Source organism: Glaesserella parasuis (assembly GCF_002015085.1).
GTDB lineage: Bacteria > Pseudomonadota > Gammaproteobacteria > Enterobacterales > Pasteurellaceae > Glaesserella > Glaesserella parasuis.
The window spans coordinates 12,811-29,938 of record NZ_MUXW01000007.1 but is presented as its reverse complement, the minus strand read 5'-3'; the positions used below and the strand labels follow the sequence as shown (position 1 = coordinate 29,938).

The 17,128-nt window shown below is 40.6% G+C and carries 21 protein-coding genes, 1 tRNA gene and 1 riboswitch; of the genes, 8 read left to right on the top strand and 14 right to left on the bottom strand.

Features of this window, described 5'->3' with window-relative positions; all coding sequences use genetic code 11:
* Window positions 1-52 precede the first annotated feature (52 nt).
* The 7 genes from mglB to moaA all read right to left on the bottom strand — a co-directional run bounded on the left by mglB (window position 53) and on the right by moaA (window position 5,956).
* The gene (gene mglB, locus B0183_RS03945) at window positions 53-1,045 is read right to left on the bottom strand and encodes a galactose/glucose ABC transporter substrate-binding protein MglB (RefSeq protein WP_012621731.1); all 993 of its coding nucleotides are present in this window, start codon (window positions 1,043-1,045) and stop codon (window positions 53-55) included.
* Window positions 1,046-1,169: 124 nt separating this feature from the next.
* The gene (locus B0183_RS03940) at window positions 1,170-3,020 is read right to left on the bottom strand and encodes a GNAT family N-acetyltransferase (protein WP_012621730.1); all 1,851 of its coding nucleotides are present in this window, start codon (window positions 3,018-3,020) and stop codon (window positions 1,170-1,172) included.
* The gene (ybeY, locus tag B0183_RS03935; protein WP_012621729.1) at window positions 3,020-3,508 is read right to left on the bottom strand and encodes an rRNA maturation RNase YbeY; all 489 of its coding nucleotides are present in this window, start codon (window positions 3,506-3,508) and stop codon (window positions 3,020-3,022) included. The genes B0183_RS03940 and ybeY overlap by 1 nt, the downstream gene beginning before the upstream one ends.
* Before the next feature lie 31 nt (window positions 3,509-3,539).
* The gene (moaE, locus tag B0183_RS03930) at window positions 3,540-3,992 is read right to left on the bottom strand and encodes a molybdopterin synthase catalytic subunit MoaE (RefSeq protein WP_021118954.1); all 453 of its coding nucleotides are present in this window, start codon (window positions 3,990-3,992) and stop codon (window positions 3,540-3,542) included.
* Entirely contained in the window at window positions 3,993-4,238 is a 246-nt protein-coding gene (gene moaD, locus B0183_RS03925) for a molybdopterin synthase sulfur carrier subunit (RefSeq protein ID WP_021115983.1), read from the bottom strand.
* A 65-nt stretch (window positions 4,239-4,303) separates the two neighbouring features.
* Window positions 4,304-4,783, bottom strand: coding sequence for a cyclic pyranopterin monophosphate synthase MoaC (gene moaC, locus B0183_RS03920; RefSeq protein WP_016527857.1), 480 nt, complete (start codon window positions 4,781-4,783; stop codon window positions 4,304-4,306).
* A 153-nt stretch (window positions 4,784-4,936) separates the two neighbouring features.
* Window positions 4,937-5,956, bottom strand: a complete 1,020-nt coding sequence (gene moaA, locus B0183_RS03915; protein WP_078208352.1) for a GTP 3',8-cyclase MoaA — start codon at window positions 5,954-5,956, stop codon at window positions 4,937-4,939.
* Window positions 5,946-6,081: riboswitch (molybdenum cofactor riboswitch) on the bottom strand. Its footprint overlaps the gene before it by 11 nt.
* A gap of 180 nt (window positions 6,082-6,261) precedes the next feature.
* Here moaA and B0183_RS03910 point away from each other — a divergent pair.
* From B0183_RS03910 to B0183_RS03880, 7 genes are all read left to right on the top strand, one after another.
* A complete protein-coding gene (locus B0183_RS03910; RefSeq protein ID WP_021110771.1) occupies window positions 6,262-6,660 on the top strand; it encodes a DUF423 domain-containing protein in 399 nt (132 codons plus the stop codon).
* Window positions 6,660-7,736 (top strand): 23S rRNA (cytidine(2498)-2'-O)-methyltransferase RlmM, encoded by a 1,077-nt coding sequence (rlmM, locus tag B0183_RS03905; protein WP_078208351.1) that lies wholly within the window; start codon window positions 6,660-6,662, stop codon window positions 7,734-7,736. Before B0183_RS03910 ends, rlmM begins: the two co-directional genes overlap by 1 nt.
* A gap of 14 nt (window positions 7,737-7,750) precedes the next feature.
* On the top strand, window positions 7,751-8,575 hold the full coding sequence (mepA, locus tag B0183_RS03900; RefSeq protein WP_078208350.1) for a penicillin-insensitive murein endopeptidase: 825 nt from the start codon (window positions 7,751-7,753) through the stop codon (window positions 8,573-8,575).
* A 7-nt stretch (window positions 8,576-8,582) separates the two neighbouring features.
* Window positions 8,583-10,502 (top strand): DNA topoisomerase III, encoded by a 1,920-nt coding sequence (locus B0183_RS03895; RefSeq protein ID WP_078208349.1) that lies wholly within the window; start codon window positions 8,583-8,585, stop codon window positions 10,500-10,502.
* A gap of 125 nt (window positions 10,503-10,627) precedes the next feature.
* Complete coding sequence (gene secG, locus B0183_RS03890; RefSeq protein ID WP_005712907.1) at window positions 10,628-10,957, top strand: preprotein translocase subunit SecG; 330 nt, start codon at window positions 10,628-10,630, stop codon at window positions 10,955-10,957.
* Between the two features lie 13 nt (window positions 10,958-10,970).
* Window positions 10,971-11,056, top strand: a tRNA-Leu gene (locus tag B0183_RS03885).
* Window positions 11,057-11,259: 203 nt separating this feature from the next.
* Window positions 11,260-12,258, top strand: a complete 999-nt coding sequence (locus tag B0183_RS03880) for a tyrosine-type recombinase/integrase (RefSeq protein WP_005712908.1) — start codon at window positions 11,260-11,262, stop codon at window positions 12,256-12,258.
* On the opposite strand, the gene B0183_RS03875 is transcribed toward B0183_RS03880, so the two are convergent.
* The 3 genes from B0183_RS03875 to B0183_RS03865 all read right to left on the bottom strand — a co-directional run bounded on the left by B0183_RS03875 (window position 12,255) and on the right by B0183_RS03865 (window position 13,893).
* Window positions 12,255-12,545, bottom strand: coding sequence for a hypothetical protein (locus tag B0183_RS03875; protein WP_005712911.1), 291 nt, complete (start codon window positions 12,543-12,545; stop codon window positions 12,255-12,257). The genes B0183_RS03880 and B0183_RS03875 overlap by 4 nt on opposite strands.
* Window positions 12,546-12,576: 31 nt before the next feature.
* A complete protein-coding gene (locus B0183_RS03870; RefSeq protein WP_005712913.1) occupies window positions 12,577-12,870 on the bottom strand; it encodes a hypothetical protein in 294 nt (97 codons plus the stop codon).
* Between the two features lie 204 nt (window positions 12,871-13,074).
* Window positions 13,075-13,893 carry a BRO-N domain-containing protein gene (locus B0183_RS03865; RefSeq protein ID WP_078208348.1) on the bottom strand — a complete coding sequence of 273 codons (819 nt, stop codon included), beginning with the start codon at window positions 13,891-13,893 and terminating at the stop codon, window positions 13,075-13,077.
* Between the two features lie 514 nt (window positions 13,894-14,407).
* On the opposite strand from B0183_RS03865, the gene B0183_RS03860 reads away from it, so the two are divergent.
* Complete coding sequence (locus B0183_RS03860; protein ID WP_005714998.1) at window positions 14,408-14,596, top strand: hypothetical protein; 189 nt, start codon at window positions 14,408-14,410, stop codon at window positions 14,594-14,596.
* A gap of 17 nt (window positions 14,597-14,613) precedes the next feature.
* Here B0183_RS03860 and B0183_RS03855 read toward each other — a convergent pair whose 3' ends face one another.
* The 4 genes from B0183_RS03855 to B0183_RS03840 all read right to left on the bottom strand — a co-directional run bounded on the left by B0183_RS03855 (window position 14,614) and on the right by B0183_RS03840 (window position 17,008).
* A complete protein-coding gene (locus B0183_RS03855) occupies window positions 14,614-15,006 on the bottom strand; it encodes a hypothetical protein (protein ID WP_021116945.1) in 393 nt (130 codons plus the stop codon).
* On the bottom strand, window positions 15,006-15,449 hold the full coding sequence (locus B0183_RS03850; protein ID WP_021118923.1) for a Panacea domain-containing protein: 444 nt from the start codon (window positions 15,447-15,449) through the stop codon (window positions 15,006-15,008). Before B0183_RS03850 ends, B0183_RS03855 begins: the two co-directional genes overlap by 1 nt.
* Window positions 15,450-15,808: 359 nt before the next feature.
* Window positions 15,809-16,672, bottom strand: coding sequence for an SPFH domain-containing protein (locus tag B0183_RS03845; protein WP_021118921.1), 864 nt, complete (start codon window positions 16,670-16,672; stop codon window positions 15,809-15,811).
* 93 nt (window positions 16,673-16,765) lie between these two features.
* Window positions 16,766-17,008: a DUF551 domain-containing protein gene (locus B0183_RS03840; protein WP_078208347.1), complete on the bottom strand. Its 243-nt coding sequence runs from the start codon at window positions 17,006-17,008 to the stop codon at window positions 16,766-16,768.
* Between the last annotated feature and the right edge of the window lie 120 nt (window positions 17,009-17,128).

Sequence of the window (17,128 nt, the reverse complement as noted above, 5' to 3'; positions counted from 1 at the left end):
ATCCAACCTCACAAAATAGGGGGAAGATCCCTTCCCCCATTACTACAAATCATTATTTTAAGAATTCAGAAAGGTTATTTTTATCTACGCCAACATAAGGAATACGTAATACTTTCTCTTTTAATTCCCATTTAGTACCTTCAGTTGGTGCTTTCTCTGCGGCTAAGTTTTTAGCGAGATGCACAACTGCTTTACCTTGGTTTACACCGTCATTTAATACAGTACCTGCAATTTCACCTTTTTGGATTAATTGAAGTACTTCTGGTAACGCATCAACACCGAAGATAGGTAATTTTTTACCGTGTGCTTTAGCTGCTTCTAATGCACCCATCGCCATACCGTCGTTGTTTGCAATCACAACTTCAATGTTGCTTGCTTTTGAGCTAGATAACCAAGCATCTACTTTATCTTTTGCAAGAGCTGCGTCCCACATACCTGTATCCACGAAGAGTTCTTCTGTTTGGATACCTAATTTATTTAATTGCTCAACAGAATATTTAGTACGAGCTTCAGCATCTGGGTGACCTGGTTCACCTTTTAACATAACGTATTGGATTTTACCGTCTTTGTTTAAGTCATACGCTGGGTTTGCTTTCCAGTGTTTTGCGATTAATTCACCTTGAATTACGCCTGACTCTTGTGGGTTAGTACCAACGTAGAATGCTTTGTCGTAGCTAGCAATTGCCTTATCGCCTGGGTCTTTGTTAAAGAATACCACAGGAATACCTTCTGGTTTTGCTTTACCGATAATGGTTGGAGCTGCTGATGGGTCAACTAAGTTGATCGCAAGAGCTTTAACGCCTTTTGAAATTAATACATCAACTTGGTCGTTTTGGATTGATTGAGCGTTTTGAGAGTCGTTCATTAATAAATCAACACCACCCACTACTTTCACTTCTTTTTCAATTTCTTGACGCATTAACGACATAAAGTTGTCATCATATTTATAGATTGTCACACCAATGCGATCCGCTGCTTGTGCTGATGTAGCTACTGCACCTAAACCTACTGCTAATGCGATTGTACTAAGTACCGCTTTTTTCATAATTAGCTCCTTTATGGATTTTTGAATGAGATAAAATTGTCACTATAGATAGTAACTATTGGAATTTTACTCCAAAAAAAGCAAAAAAAATGTGATCGCATTCACAAAATCGCAAGCGGTTTCGTTAGGTTTTTCCGATTGATGAAATTGTTTTCAGTTTATTTTTAAGTTCTATAACCCATTGTTTTTGTTTTGATTTCTTATTTTCATCAGAGTTAGTAAAGATATCTGATAAAAAATCAAACGAGTTGTGATTGATATATAAACGCTTTAAGCTGACATAACAAGCAGTAAGGGTTCGTTGAGCATAAATAAATCCTTGTAGGTTTCTTTCATCGTTATGATCCAAAATAAGCGAATTTAAGGAAGTAGAAATAGCAATATGCTGAAAACGATCGGCAAAAGGCAACAGCGGAAAATCTCGTTTAAACTGTTGCTGTGCTTGTTGAGCAAATATTTTCCCTTGTTCAGAGAGCGGATAAATCATCATTGCACTGTGATAGCCACTGCTTGCTTCAGGGGTTGGCGTAATCTGAACTAAATTAAAGCCACAAGATTGCCAAAAATACAATAATTCAGGAGTAAGCCCAAAACTGACCGAAACAAAATCTACAAGCGGTGGCATTTGCGAAATAATCTGCGAAACCAACCGCTTGCCATAGCCTTGCTTTTGATATTCAGGCTGTACCGCAATACGGGAAATTCGCACAGATTTCAAACGACAAGCGTCAGGTAAATTGCCTTGGAAACAGAGATATTGAGCAACCAAACTCCCTTGCGGACGACGTTCACCACGCCAAATAGCCTGAGTGAGTTCCTCATCTAATCCCCCTTCATTCACCGCCCAGCAACCTGCAATCAGCCTTTCTTGCTCTTCAAGATAAAAATAGTGTTGATCAGGTGCATCAAACAGACGACGTAAATCCGTTGGCGTTGTTTTGTAATGTGCTTGGGCGAGTAGATGATAGAAATTAGTATATTGCTCTATGCTTCGCTCCCCCTGCTTGCGGGGGGAGCTGCCGAAGGCTGAGGGGGGGATTTTATCTTCCAGCAGCAACAATTGATTAATAAAAGCTTCCAACGGATCATTCTCCCCCCATCTCAACGGTTGGCTTAATGTCCACTGTTTCGTAGAACGGCTTAATGTCGGCAAAAACTTCAAACAAAAACCACGTCCAGTACCTTCATAATTTTGAGTTGTGGTGGTTAGCACCACTTTATCAAAATAGGCACAAAACTGTTGCAACATCGGCAAAGGCAAACTCGCTGCTTCATCAACAAACAACCATTGATTTGGTGAGATATTTTTCTGCTCGATCATCTGAATTAAACGATCAGGGGCAAAGAATTTAACCTTATCACTTTCAATCCCCTTCCAAAAATTTGGCAAGGCTGAATGGCTACGAGCGGTAATAGATACCGCATATTGCTGAGAGAGCTTTTCTGCGAGCTTGCCCGATAATGTCGATTTGCCACGACCACGAGGGGCGAGAATAAGATGAATATCGGCAGGATCAAGCGGTAAGTTATCGAAGATATTTTGCTGATCTTGGGTAAAAACAATTTCCCCCCTTCCCCCTGCTTCGCAGGGTACTTCCCCCGTAAACGGGGGCAGAATTTCATTGACCAGCGTTTTAAAATAACGAAAGAAATTCGGCGTGGCAATCGGCTGTTGAGCGTTCCAACGTAACGCATCAAAATCGACTTGTTGCTCTAAATTATCCCATTCTGGACAGACCAAATAGAGCGTGCCACCTTCTTGAATAGTGCCTGCCACAATCGCCAATGCGTCAAGATTAAGACAAACTCCGCTGCTGGCTCGCATATCATAAACTGCATAAGGAAATTCTTGACCGAGTAAGGTTTTAGCATTAGAAAAGGGGAGAGATATCGGCGAATCAGGTAAGAAAATACCGCCGACATCGGCAGTCTCAAAAGAAGATGGGAGATGATCGATAACCGTTAGATGACGCATTATTCTTCAATCGTTTTTTCCGCAATATAGGGATCATCAAACCCTAGCGACTGCATAATTTCCGTTTCCAGACTTTCCATTTCTTCGGCTTCTTCATCGGTTAAATGGTCGTAGCCAAGCAAATGTAATGTGCCGTGAATGGCTAGATGCGCCCAGTGAGCTTCGAGCGGTTTTTCTTGTTCAACCGCTTCTTTTTCGACGACCTGACGACAGATAATTAAATCCCCCAACAGCGGTAACTGAATCCCTTCTGGCACTTCAAACGGGAAAGAGAGTACGTTAGTCGGTTTGTCTTTGCCACGGTAGGTTAAATTTAACTCGTGGCTTTCGGCTTCATCTACAATACGAATAGTGATTTCCGTTTCAGGATAATCCGCCGTTTTCGCTTCCATGGCTAACGCTTTATCCACCCAGTGTTGAAATTGAGCTGCCGTCGGTAAGCCTACTGTATTTTCAGAGGCAATTTGGAGATCGATATATAAATTCATTTGCAAAAAATTCCTTAAATCTGACCGCTTGTTACCACTTATCCGCCGCTTCCTGATCGCTCTCACGCCCTTCAATCCAACGGTCGCAGTGGTCGGTGGTTTCACGTTTCCAGAATGGGGCTTTGGTTTTCAGATAGTCCATAATAAATTCATTGGCGTGGTAGGCGTTGCCACGATGAGCGGAACTGACGCCGACTAAGACGATTTCATCGCCCGTATAAAGCTGTCCGATACGGTGAATAACCGCAACGCGTTGCAGTTCCCAACGGCTTCTTGCTTCATCAACAATTGCTCGCAAGGCTTTTTCGGTCATTGCAGGGTAGTGTTCCAAGTATAAACCTGACACGCTATCGCCCAAATTCATTTCACGCACTTTGCCGACAAAAAGGGTAGTTGCACCAACGGAATGTTGTTCACTCAACCATTTATAGATCGCATTTTGATCGAAGGGATCTTGTTGAACTTGAATAAGTGTTTGTTCCATTTAGCCCCCAGTTACTGGTGGAAAGAAAGCCACTTCATCGCCGTCTTTAATTTCAGCAGACAAAGGGGAAATAGTTTGATTAATGGCGACTAACAATTTCCCTGCTTGTAATGCTAATGCCCATTTGTCGCTACGTTCGGCTAAATGTTGGCGAAGCTGTTCAGCTATGGCAAAGGTTGCTTCAACCTCTAAGCTATCTACGCCCACTAATTCACGGGTTTGGGCGAAAAAGAGTACTTTAATCATTTTTAACTAATCTTATTAATAATTTGGGGTCTATTGGGGCAAATATGATTTGCCCCTACAAAATATTATGGTTTGGCAACGAAATCGCCTGATTTCCCACCGCTTTTACTGAGCAATCGAACTTGTTCAATCACCATATCTTTTTGTACCGCCTTGCACATATCATAAATCGTCAAAGCAGCGGCACTGGCTGCGGTTAAGGCTTCCATTTCTACGCCGGTTTTGCCCGACAGTTTGCACAGGGATTCAATCCGCACTTGATTTTTTTCAGGCAATGCTTCAAGTTGCACTTCCACTTTAGAAAGCAGAAGTGGGTGGCAAAGGGGAATGAGTTCCCAAGTTCTTTTTGCCGCTTGAATGCCGGCAATGCGAGCAGTGGCAAAAACATCGCCTTTGTGGTGGTTGCCTGAAATGATCATCTGTAACGTTTCAGGGTTCATTGTCACAAAGGCTTCCGCACGAGCTTCTCGCACGGTATCTTGCTTGGCGGAAACATCAACCATATTAGCTTCGCCGTTTTGGTTTATATGGGTAAAGGTGTTCATTATTTTCTCTTTGTAAAATATCAATGATGTAGGGACACACTGCGTGTGTCCGCATTAATTAAATATACCTTTGAAAAATCAGAAAATGGACGCCAAGCGTCCCTACAATGTTTCATAATAGATTTTTGGACACACGCAGTGTGTCCCTACAGATTACCCCCCAATCGACGCCAAATTATTTCTCACGCCACTATCGCCAATATGCAAATAATGGTGTTCACGCTTGCCTTGCAGAGCGGATTTTAATCTGGCTTCGAGTTGAAATTGTTGCTCGTCCGATTGCAATAAATCCCGAATATCAATCCCTTCTTCGCCGAACAAACAAAGGTGCAATTTGCCTAATGCCGACACTCTCAAACGGTTACAGCTGGCACAAAAATTCTTTTCATAAGGCATAATCAAACCGATTTCCCCTTGATAATCAGGGTGGGCGAGAACTTTAGCAGGTCCATCAGACATCGCTTTGGGTTGTAATTGCCAACCATCTTGGGTTAATCGTTCTAAAATGGATTGCCCTGAAAGGTGCTGTTGCTGGAAAAAGTGATCCATTTCGCCGGTTTCCATTAACTCAATAAACCGCATTTGAATAGGGCGATCTTTGATCCAATGCAAGAAATCGTCCAAACCTTTAGCGGTATATTGCTTCATCAACACAGCATTAACTTTGACTTTTTTATAGCCAATCTCAAAGGCTCGCTCAATACCGTTTAATATCGTTGCGAGTTTATTTTCCCCCGTAATCAAATGAAATTGGCGAGGGTCTAAGCTATCAACACTCACGTTTAAATGGGTAATTCCAGCTTGTTGCCATAACTCAACATCACGTTCCATTCGATAACCGTTGGTAGTTAATGCAATTTGGCGAATACCTGCCGTTTGTGAAAGGCGGTGGGCGATTTCTAGAAAATCCTTGCGTAAAGTCGGCTCACCACCAGTAATACGGATTTTTTCCGTGCCTAAATTGGCAAAGGCTTGAGCAACACGTTGAATTTCATCGACAGACAGAAAGGTTTGTTTATGCAACGGCGGACGATACCCCTCGGGCAAACAATAGTTGCAACGAAAGTTACAGACATCGGTAATCGACAACCGTAAATAAGTGTATTGACGTTGGAAACGGTCAATCAAAGCTTGCTCGAACTCGTTCCCTACATTTCTAATTGGGATTTGCAATGTGACACCTTTCTAAATATGAGAGGAGAGCCGATTTCTCAACTTTCCCTGTGTAATCAACAAATTACAGGCACAGTTTCCATATCGCTAGACTTAGGAAAACAGGCTCGGGGTCGGATAATTTCGGGAATTGTAGTAACTGAATGACAATTAAGCAAGGGGTTGTTATGTAATTGTTTAATTTAACAACGTATAAAAGTATTTTTAACGTAGTACTATTAAAAACTAAGTGCGAAAGTGCTTAGCCTTTTGTTTTTGCTTAAAAAGGAATGTGATATATTGCACGGAAATTTTAAGGAGATACGATGAAAAACAAATTTCTTCTTTTTTCAGCCCTAAGTGGTTTTTTCTGTATCGCTTTTGGGGCTTTTGCGGCTCACGGTTTGGAGAAAGTCTTGGATCAGAAAGCGTTGGCGTGGATTGAAACAGGCTTGCAATATCAGATGTTTCATACGTTAGCATTGATGGCGTTGGGTTTATTTCAAATTGCAAATTTTTCGCAAAATCCGCCCGCTTGTAGAGCCAAAGCCTTTAACATTATTGGCGGTAGTTGGGCGTTAGGGATTTTGCTGTTTAGTGGCAGTTTATATGCGTTAGCCTTAGGGGCAAGCCGAATTTTTGTTTGGACAACGCCTATTGGCGGTACACTATTTTTAGTGGGCTGGGCAGCGTTGGTTTATATTAGTGTGAGAAGTCAGAAGTAATGAATAAATTAGCCTTATACTGCCGTGCAGGTTTTGAAAAGGAAGTGGCAGGTGAAATCAATGATAAAGCGGCTCAATTGGGAATTTATGGGTTTGCTAATCTCAAAGAGAACAGTGGTTATGTAATTTTTGAGTGCTATCAGGCAGGGGAAGCGGATAGATTAGCCAGAGAATTAGCCTTTAATCAGTTGATTTTTGTTCGTCAAATGATTGTGGTAGGTGAGTTGTTGCAGGATTTACCCGAAGGGGATCGAATTTCGCCGATTATGGCACAATATCAAGCCTTAAATCCGAAAAACAGTAGTGAGATTTTTGTTGAAACGCCTGATACGAATGAAGCCAAAGAACTTTTGACTTTTTGTCGCAAATTTACCGTGCCGTTGCGGAGTACCTTGAAAAAACAGGGCTGGTTAGGGGCAAAAGAAACAGCGAAGCAAAGTATTAGCTTGCATATTCTGTTTGTGGGATCGGGCAAGTGTTATGTGGGATATGCCTATAACTATAACCGATCACCATTTTTTATGGGGATACCCCGTTTGAAATTTCCAGTAGATGCACCAAGCCGTTCGACATTGAAATTGGAAGAAGCGATTTTGACCTTTGTACCACAAGCAGAGGAGAAAAAACGTTTTACCGAGCAGATGTTTGGCGTTGATTTAGGGGCTTGCCCAGGAGGCTGGACTTATCAGTTAGTCAAGCGTGGGCTGTTTGTCTATGCGGTCGATCACGGCAAGATGGCGGCAAGTTTGCACGACACAGGGCGTATCGAGCATTGTGCGGAAGACGGTTTTAAATTCCAACCGCCAAAAGGTAAGCAGATCGATTGGTTGGTGTGCGATATGGTTGAACAGCCGTTGCGAATTAGTAAGTTAATTGCAAAATGGTTGATTAACGGTTGGTGTCGGGAAACAATTTTTAACCTGAAATTGCCAATGAAAAAACGTTATCAAGAAGTGCAACTGTGTTTAGATACGATTGCTTCGTTATTAGAGAAACAAGGGCTGAAATTTGCTATTCAGGCAAAACATTTGTATCACGATAGGGAAGAGATTACCATACATATTAAATTAGTATAGGTCTGGAGAAGAAAATGAAATTGATTAAAACCGCCTTTGTTTCAGGTCTAGCACTCTTATCCGCTACCGTTTTTGCAACTCAATGGGAAAAAATCCGTACGCCTATTGAAGGCAAAGCTCAATCCATTGGGGGGTATAGCAACGGCTGTATTATTGGCGCTCAACCGCTTGCATTAAAAGGCGAAGGCTACCAAGTTATTCGTTCTGTCAAAAACCGTTACTACGGACACCCTCAATTATTAAGCTACTTAAAAACCTTAGCAAAAAATGCTAAAGCATCAGGCATTCCACCGATTTTAATTGGGGATATGGGAATGCCTGCTGGGGGGCGTTTTTCTTCTGGACACGCTAGCCATCAAACGGGGCTAGATGCCGATATTTGGCTTCGTTTTGGTCCAATGGATGATGAAACAGCTCGCAATCCAGCTGGTTTAGCGATCATTATGGTTGATCGTAAGACTAACGTAGTAGATGAACGTCTATGGACGGCAAACCATACAAAACTACTCAAACTCGCTGCGTCAGATCCAAGAGTTGATCGTATTTTTGTCAATCCAGCGATTAAAGTGAAACTCTGTAACACCGCAGGAACGGATCGCAACTGGCTACGCAAAATTCGTCCGTGGTACGCCCACGACTCGCATTTTCACGTTCGTTTAATTTGCCCTGCTGATGCGGTGAACTGTGAAAATCAAGCCCCGGTGCCCGCTGGTGATGGCTGCGGCGAAGAACTTTATTCTTGGTTTGAGCCTGCACCGCCATCAACAACACCAAAAGCAAAAACCATTCCACAACCGCCACAACTTTGCCAAATGATCTTATCATCACAAGGTTTATAAGCGACTTATGCGTTTATTCATTGCAGAAAAGCCAAGTTTAGGGCGAGCGATTGCTGATGTATTGCCGAAACCCCATACCCGTGGGGACGGCTTTATTCAGTGTGGCGAAGATAATGTGGTCACTTGGTGTATCGGTCACTTGTTAGAACAAGCCGAACCCGATGTTTATGATGAACGTTTTAAAATGTGGCGAATGGAACATTTGCCGATTATTCCTGAGCAGTGGAAACTGATCCCCAAAAAAGAAACGCTTAAGCAGTTTAAAGTGGTAGAGCGTTTAATTAAACAAGCGGATATTTTAGTCAATGCAGGCGACCCTGATCGTGAAGGGCAACTGTTGGTGGACGAAGTTTTTGGCTACTTAAATTTATCCCCTGAGCGTAAATCCCAAATTCAACGGTGTTTGATTAGTGATCTCAACCCTAATGCCGTCAAAAAAGCGATTGAAAAATTGCAATTTAACCGAGATTTCGTACCGCTTGCTACATCGGCTTTAGCGCGTGCGAGGGCAGACTGGCTATATGGGATCAATATGACCAGAGCCTATACGCTACAAGGGCGTTGGGCAGGTTATAAAGGCGTGCTTTCCGTTGGGCGTGTACAAACGCCCGTGTTGGGCTTGATTGTTCGACGGGATCTTGAGATCGAAAATTTTATCCCAAAAGATTATTTTGAAGTGTTGGCAAATGTGGTTGTCCCTGAAACCCAAGAGCGTTTTCAAGCACAATGGCAACCCAGTAAAGCCTGCGAAGATTATCAAGATGAAGATGGACGAGTGCTTTCTCGCCCACTTGCTGAGAATGTGGTAAAACGTATCACGGATCAAGCCGCTTGCGTTACCGAATATCAAGATAAAATGGAAAGTGAAGCAGCACCACTCCCTTATTCACTCTCAGCCTTGCAAATTGATGCGGCTCGCCGTTTTGGCTTATCTGCCCAAGATGTGCTTGATGTTTGCCAACGGCTGTATGAAACCCATAAATTGATTACTTACCCTCGTTCCGACAACCGTTATTTGCCGAATGAACATTTTGCCGATCGCCTAAAAGTGATGGCGGCAATTGCTCATCATTTGCCTGAGTATGCACAAAAGCCCGATGCGGTTGATCCGAATAAGAAAAACCGTTGCTGGAATGACAGTAAGGTAGAAGCTCACCACGCTATTATCCCAACGGCACGTCAAGGGCAAGTTCACTTAACTCAGAATGAACAGCGGATTTATCAGCTTATTGCTCGACAATATTTAATGCAATTTTGCCCTGATGCAGAATATCGTAAAGGAAAAATTGTGTTAAATATCGCAGGGGGAACTTTTGTTGCGCAAGCCAGAAACCTTGTTGTTGCAGGTTGGAAGTCCTTGTTAGGCAAAGAAGATAATGATGAAATCGTTGAACCTTTGCTACCTGTGGTTAAAAAAGATCAGCAGTTATGGTGTGAAAGCGGTGAGATCGTCAGCAAAAAAACACAGCCCCCACGCCATTTTACTGATGCGACCTTGTTATCCGCAATGACGGGCATTGCTCGCTTTGTACAGGATAAACAGCTCAAAAAAGTGTTGAGGGAAACCGACGGCTTGGGTACAGAAGCCACCCGAGCTGGTATTATTGAATTATTATTCAAACGTGGCTTTTTAATCAAAAAAGGCAGAAACATTCATAGTACAGAAGCAGGACGAACCTTAATTAGTGCCTTGCCAGATGTTGCAACACAGCCTGATATGACAGCTCACTGGGAAATGCAACTAACAGACATCAGCAAAAAACAAGCCAGTTATCAACAATTTATGGCAGATTTAAACCAACGATTGCCGAGTTTATTACGTTCTCCAAATCAGCAGATTTTGCAAAATTTGGCGAAAATAACACCGCTTAAAATGGGTTCTAAATCACGTTATGCCCGTAAATCTACGCAAAATGTTGAAAAATAAACCGAATACACAGAAATTGATAAAATCCACTTGCAAGGAAAAGTAAAGATAGCTATTATTCACGCCATCGAAAGTTAATTCCGCAACCTGCGGAATTTTATTTTGAACAGATTAAAGAGAACACAATGTTAATTAATGTACTGACTATTGTTTATCTCGTTGTTGCAATCTTCCTCGTTGGCTTTATTTTAATGCAACAGGGTAAAGGTGCAGACGCTGGTGCTTCATTTGGTGCTGGTGCAGCTGGAACGGTATTTGGTTCAGCAGGTTCTGCAAACTTTTTATCAAGAACAACAGCGATTTTAGCGATTATCTTTTTTAGCGTAAGCCTCGTTATCGGCAACTTAAATTCACAAACTGCAGCACCAAAAAGCCAATTTGAAGATTTAAGTAACGTAGAGCAAAAACAAGAAGTTACTCCAGCTAAAATAGAAAATAGCGATATTCCTCAATAAAAATAGAATTTACGCTCTGGTGGTGGAATTGGTAGACACGCTATCTTGAGGGGGTAGTGTCCAGAGGATGTGCGAGTTCGAGTCTCGCCCAGAGCACCAATAATCAAAAGCCTAGTTTAACGACTAGGCTTTTTTTATTCCTAAAAACCATTGTTTTTCAATTAGTTATGAATTAAATACAGTAATATACAGTATGTTTTTGTATATAGTTAATTGAGCCTATTTTATTCTTTTTTATTCTAGTTTATACTTCGATTACACCAAATTTACACCACGAATTACACCAGAGGTTATGAAAGTATATGGCTACCATCATTAAAAGAGGGGATAAATGGCGAGTACAGATTAATAAAAAAGGTATTCGTAAAAATGCTACTTTTTCAACTAAGGTAGAGGCGAGTAGATGGGCTATAAGTGTTGAATCTCAAATTGAAGCTGGAGAATATAGCTCTATCCCTAAGATGACTTTTGCAGAATTAATTGATAAATATGTTGCGGAAGTGACTGTAAATAAAGGTGGAGCAAGAGAAGAAAGTTTGAGATTAAATCGTATTGCTAAAACACCTTTAGGGCGTGTTGAGCTAGAAGATTTAAACAAAGAGCATTTTGAGAAATGGCAAAACAAGAGATTAACCGAAGTATCTGTTTTAAGTGTTCTTCGAGAAAGAGTTAGTTTATCTGCCGTTGTTTCACAAGCAATTAAGTGGGAGTTTCTAAAAAGTAATCCATTATCCCTTGTTGATAAACCAAAAGAGCCACCGCCACGGACAAGGCGTTATTCTCAAGATGAGATAGATAGATTGCTATTTGTGTCTGGATTTGATTTTGATAAGCAGCCAGAAACAATGATTAGTCGAGTGGGAGCGTCTATTCTATTTGCTATCGAAACAGCTATGAGGGTCGGTGAGATTTGTAATTTGAAATGGGAAGATGTTGATTTTAATAAATCAACAGCATTTTTACCAAAAACTAAAAATGGCTTTGCGAGAACAGTTCCTTTATCTTCTACTGCAATTAAGATTTTGCGTCATTTGGAAAAAGTGAAATCTGAGTGTAATCAAACTGTTTTTCAAGTTAAGTCAAGTTCTCACGATGCAATCTTTCGTAAGATGAAAGAGTTGGCAGGCTTGGCAGATCAAGATTTACATTTCCACGATACAAGACGGGAAGCCTTATCTCGATTAGCTAAAAAAGTAGATGTGATGACATTGGCTAAAATATCAGGGCATAGGGATATTAAAATATTATTGAATACTTATTATGCCCCTGATATGAGTGATGTTGCAGGGATATTAGGTTAAATTCTATTTTTCTTTTGTTTGTGCCTTTCAAAGTAAGAGATAACCTCTGTTTTTATGTATAGTTTTTTGGGCTTAGCTCCATCTTTTCCAGGAATATCCACAGGGGCTGGAAAACGAGGGTCTGTTACGATATTTTCATAAACGTGCCTATAAGATAGGTCCATATAATTAGCAACATCCTTAATGCTCCACAAACCTTTTTCTATTTGAGGACTCAGTAGTAATTCTTCGATAGCACATAATTTTTCAAATACCTGTTCATTAGTTACGATGTTTTGTGTTTCCATCTTTTTCCTCCAATAAAAAACCTAGCTTTCGCTAGGCTTGTTCGTTGATCCATTCTCTTAGGTTTTTCCATTTTTGGTAGTAGCACTGGTCGCCTAAGTAGCAATATCCTCTATTGTCTCTTAGGTCGTCTTCGTGGGATTGTAGAGCCTCATCTAAATCTCGAATGATGATGGCTTTGGCGTGTTTGGTAAGGTCTTGCCAGTGTTCACGAATAAACTTCACGCAATCTATCACGGCAAAGGTTCTACGTCCCATACAGTAGCGTAATGACTGTATGGCGAGCGTTTGAAAAGTGCGGTGGTTTACGCTGATGGTTTCGGTCATTCATTTTCTCCTATAAGTGGGTTATTTTCGGGTTTCGCAGATGTAGCCGTCGCAGTCGTTGTATAACTCGAGGTGGTCGGCTACGAGGTAGAAAGCGGTTAAAAATAGTAGGATTTTTGCGTATTTCATCGTCATTTTCTCTTAATTTGGGTGTGGGGAACCGCCGCACGATTTTTGCAATGTGCGGTCGGTGTTGGGTTGTGGTTAAAATCTTGCTAATCGTTGTTGATTAAGCTGGGGTAAGACTTGTTCAATAAAAGGGTCAAGCCATACGTTAAATTCGTGTGCGATGTCGTATGCTTTCCCTGCGATGTCATTTCTAACATAACGTGGAATGCCTAAATCTTCGTACAGTTTACGATGAAATACTTCGACTTCCTTTGCAAAGGCTCTGGCTCTTACAAGATATTTGGCGATTTGTTCTGCATCTAAACCTGCAATGGTGATGTCTTTTTTACTGCGGTCAATCGGGCGGTATTGATTGCCGAGTGTGTTTAAGAAGTTAATAACGTGTTCAAACATTGTTTGCGGTAGTTGGTCATACTTCGCTACGTTAAAAGTGCTTTTGAGCCGAGAGTAGATTTCTTGCCAGTGTAATCCTGTTCGATAGTGAGCCTGTTGTACCGCTTCCTGTATAGCTCGTTGTTGCTCTGGGGTAATTGTAAGCGGTGCGATTTGTTGTTCATTTTGCAAAATCTCACGGTCGAGAATATCCAACACCCATTTGCGAAAATCTTTGGCGACTTTGGTACGGGCGAACATTGCGATTAGGTGACAACCACGCAGACTGAAAATTCTCTGCTCAATTTGGCGGTTAGAACCGTTAATGCCATTCGTAGTCAATTTGACTACGGTTGTCATATCGGCAGTAAATTCATCAGCATTTCTTTCATAAATTTTAGCAATAGAATTAGTATGTTGATATTGTAAAGCTAATGCTAAATCACTTGATGAAATATAAGTTTGGTTGTTACGTTGGATCGCAGTTAATGCTACGTTTTGGAAAGTAAGTTGATTTGACATAATTTTGTACCTTTCGTTTTAGTTCAGTAGTCGATCACTTAGTAGGTGATCGGGCTTCAACTACCAACGAAAGATGGCGGAGCTTATTTCCACAAAGGTATTGTATTAGGCTCTCTCGACCCGATCATAACTGATCGCTACCTAAATTTTAGGTACAAAAAAACCGCTTTGTATCGGAGCGAGTAACCGACTTTCGTTGTGTAGTGCGGTTATCTTAATCCGAAGGGGGGCGGTTTGTCAAATAAAAAAGCCCACAAAATAAATTGTAGGCTTTCTTTAAATTTCTGTTGATTTGTATGTAAACATACTATATAATAATCTCACTTTCAAGGGATAGCTTGAAAGTGAGTGCGAGGCTTAATCCTCACGCTTGAAGAGGAAAGAAATATGTTAATTCGCATTTTCCTTATTATCGTGTTACTTAGTGTTAGCTTGCCGGCATACTAATTAACCGATAGTAAACTGGGGGTGAAAGCTCCCAGTTCTTCAACACTTCAAATCATAGGATTTTATTATGGCTCTGTCAAGAACTGAAATTAACGCTCGCAGTGAAGCTAAACGTGGGATTGTTACCAAGTCGTTTAAAATTCATCAATCAGTATCAGAACAAATCGACCGCTTAGCCGTTGAGCTAGGCATTTCAAAAGGTAAAGTGCTTGAGCAGGCGATTGAACTCTTCGAGCAATCTCAAAAAGGGGCGTAATGCCCTTTTTTGTCAAATTATTCTTTTTTCTTGAAAAGCCAATAGGCTGCAATAGTGTATAAACCAATTATAGTAGCTGTAGTTGATGTAATAAAGGCAATCATAACAGAACTATCTAGTTCAAATTTTAATGCTTCTAAACAGGGAGGTGTTGGAAACCACCATAAGCGTTTTAAACCATTTGATATTAATACGAAAGCCACAAGGCTAGACCAAACACAGGTCAAAATGAATAGCTGTTTTAAATGCTTTTTACGAATACCATGTAGTTCATTATTATTTTGTTTCTCAAGTAGTTTATAAGCTTTTTCAATTTCTTCTAAGTCTTCTGAACCATCAATAATACGATTTAAAGGGTTTTCCTCATTTCTAGCTCTAGCTTGTTCAGGCTTGACATTAAAACGATTCATTAGATAAGTCTCTTATAATATTCTCGAGTAATATTATCTGGAATTTTGCCAAATTTATCGTTTTGCCAAACTTGATCCCAAGGTGAGCCTGTATTATGTGAAATATCTGAGAGTTGGTATGCTGTATGGTGTTTATAAGCATTCCAAACACTTTCAATAATTTGATTTTCATCAGAATCTTTTATTATTTCAGGAATTCCTGGTAATGACTCTGGGACAGGGTTTTTTCCATAAAATTTAAGAGTATTATATAAAACTGAATACACGGGTCCAAAAGTCCATGCTTTTACTTCATCACTCGTAAGTGGTCTATCTAGAAAAGCCAATGTATAGCCATGAGCAAAAAAAACGAGTTTTTGCAATTGCATATTTGTTAGTTCTTTTCCTTCATTTTGGGCAAGCTCAATGAAGGCATTTGCAACAGATAACGAGGAATAAGCCATAAACATTTCTCAAAATAACGGTTTGGGTGCAGAAAAAACACCTTAAAAATCAGTAACTTTTACCGAATGATAAGGCTTTTGAATTTGTCAAGAGCTTGACAAGTGAAAATATGATATAACAAAACTTAAGTTTAAAAAAGACTGTATGTTGTCTTTTCGGTTAAAATGTTGACGCTTGTCAATATCAAAAGAAAACCGCCCATAAAGAGCGGTCTGATTTTGTTAATTATTCACTTTTGTTGCGCTCAATCAATTTATATTGACGGAAGAACGCTTGGGCAGCAAAAGCTACTGCAATGCCTACGATAATACCTAAAACAAACATTGTATTTACTCCTATGGTTATATATTGAGGCATATTATTGAACCTTCACAAACGGCAAAGTGCCATTTGGTGTCATTGTGGTTGGTAGCACACCATTCCATTTTTCTGCGGCGGTAAGCTCCACTAACTGTCGATTTTCTTTCAATGCCTCGCCTTTTGCTCGAATTGCTGCTGCCTCAGCCTCGCCAGCTAAGCGAACTTTTTCCGCATCAGCTTTAGCCTGAATAACTTCAGCATCGGCTTTAGCCTGTGCGTTTACTTTGACGATTTCCGCTTGTTTTTGTTGGATAATCAGCTCACGCTCAGCCGTTTGAATAGCGACATTTTTCTGTACACTTTCTTCCACTCGTTTTTCATACTCTTTCGAGAACTGAATAACAGATTGCACCGAAACGATTTCAATCGGGTAGCCTTCAACGGCTTTTCGGATTTGAGCGGTAATATCAGTGGATAATTGCGCTCGATTTTCAAGGGCCTTTTGTGCAGTGTAGTTACTGAAAACAACTTCTAAGGCTTGACGACTACGAGGCTCAATTAACTGAGACGCCATATTTTCTGTGGTGCGGAAGTTTTTATACACGGCAATAGGGTCGGTTAATTTATAGGAAATTGTTAATGCCGTTGTTACTGTTTGTGTATCTCGCGTGTACGCGGACACACCAGAAATTACATCGCCATTATCGTCAAATTGACCGATACGAGCTTTCACTTCACGCGTAGAGAAAACAACATCATCTTCTAACCACGAACGCCAATGTAATCCAGCACCTTTTTGTTCAACGATTTCGCCATATTTAGTCACAAGCCCTAGTTCGCCCTCATCAACAGAGAACGGTGAGCAAGCTGAGATACTTGCGACTAAAATAGCTAAAGCAGAAAGTCTGCACATTTTTTTCATTGAGTTTTCCTCTTTGTTTAGTTAATAAAAAAGCCCACGTTTGTGGGCATTTGTTTCTCAAATTTAACGGATTTTGATTAACAACAAGATTTGTTAATCATTGGTGATTGGCGGCGGGAGTGGTTGCCAAAATTTAATTTCACCGCTATAACGATAAATGGCATTCCATTCTGCATTATCTACGTGTTCAAAACGGAAACTAAATAAAGCTCTGCCGTCTGGTACTAAATCAGCTTTCGCAATTCTTGTTTCGCCATTCCATACAATGAGAACTTCTTGCCCATCATCAGGCAATCTGTCATCAACACTAATCCAGCCGTTGTTTTCTTTAGTCATTTTTAACCTCCTAAAATAACAAAACCGCACTAGGCGGTTAGGATATATATTTACAAAGTTGAGTAACTAGGCAATTAATATTTATAAAGCATAGAGCTATCCAAAATAGAGTTGCACCTA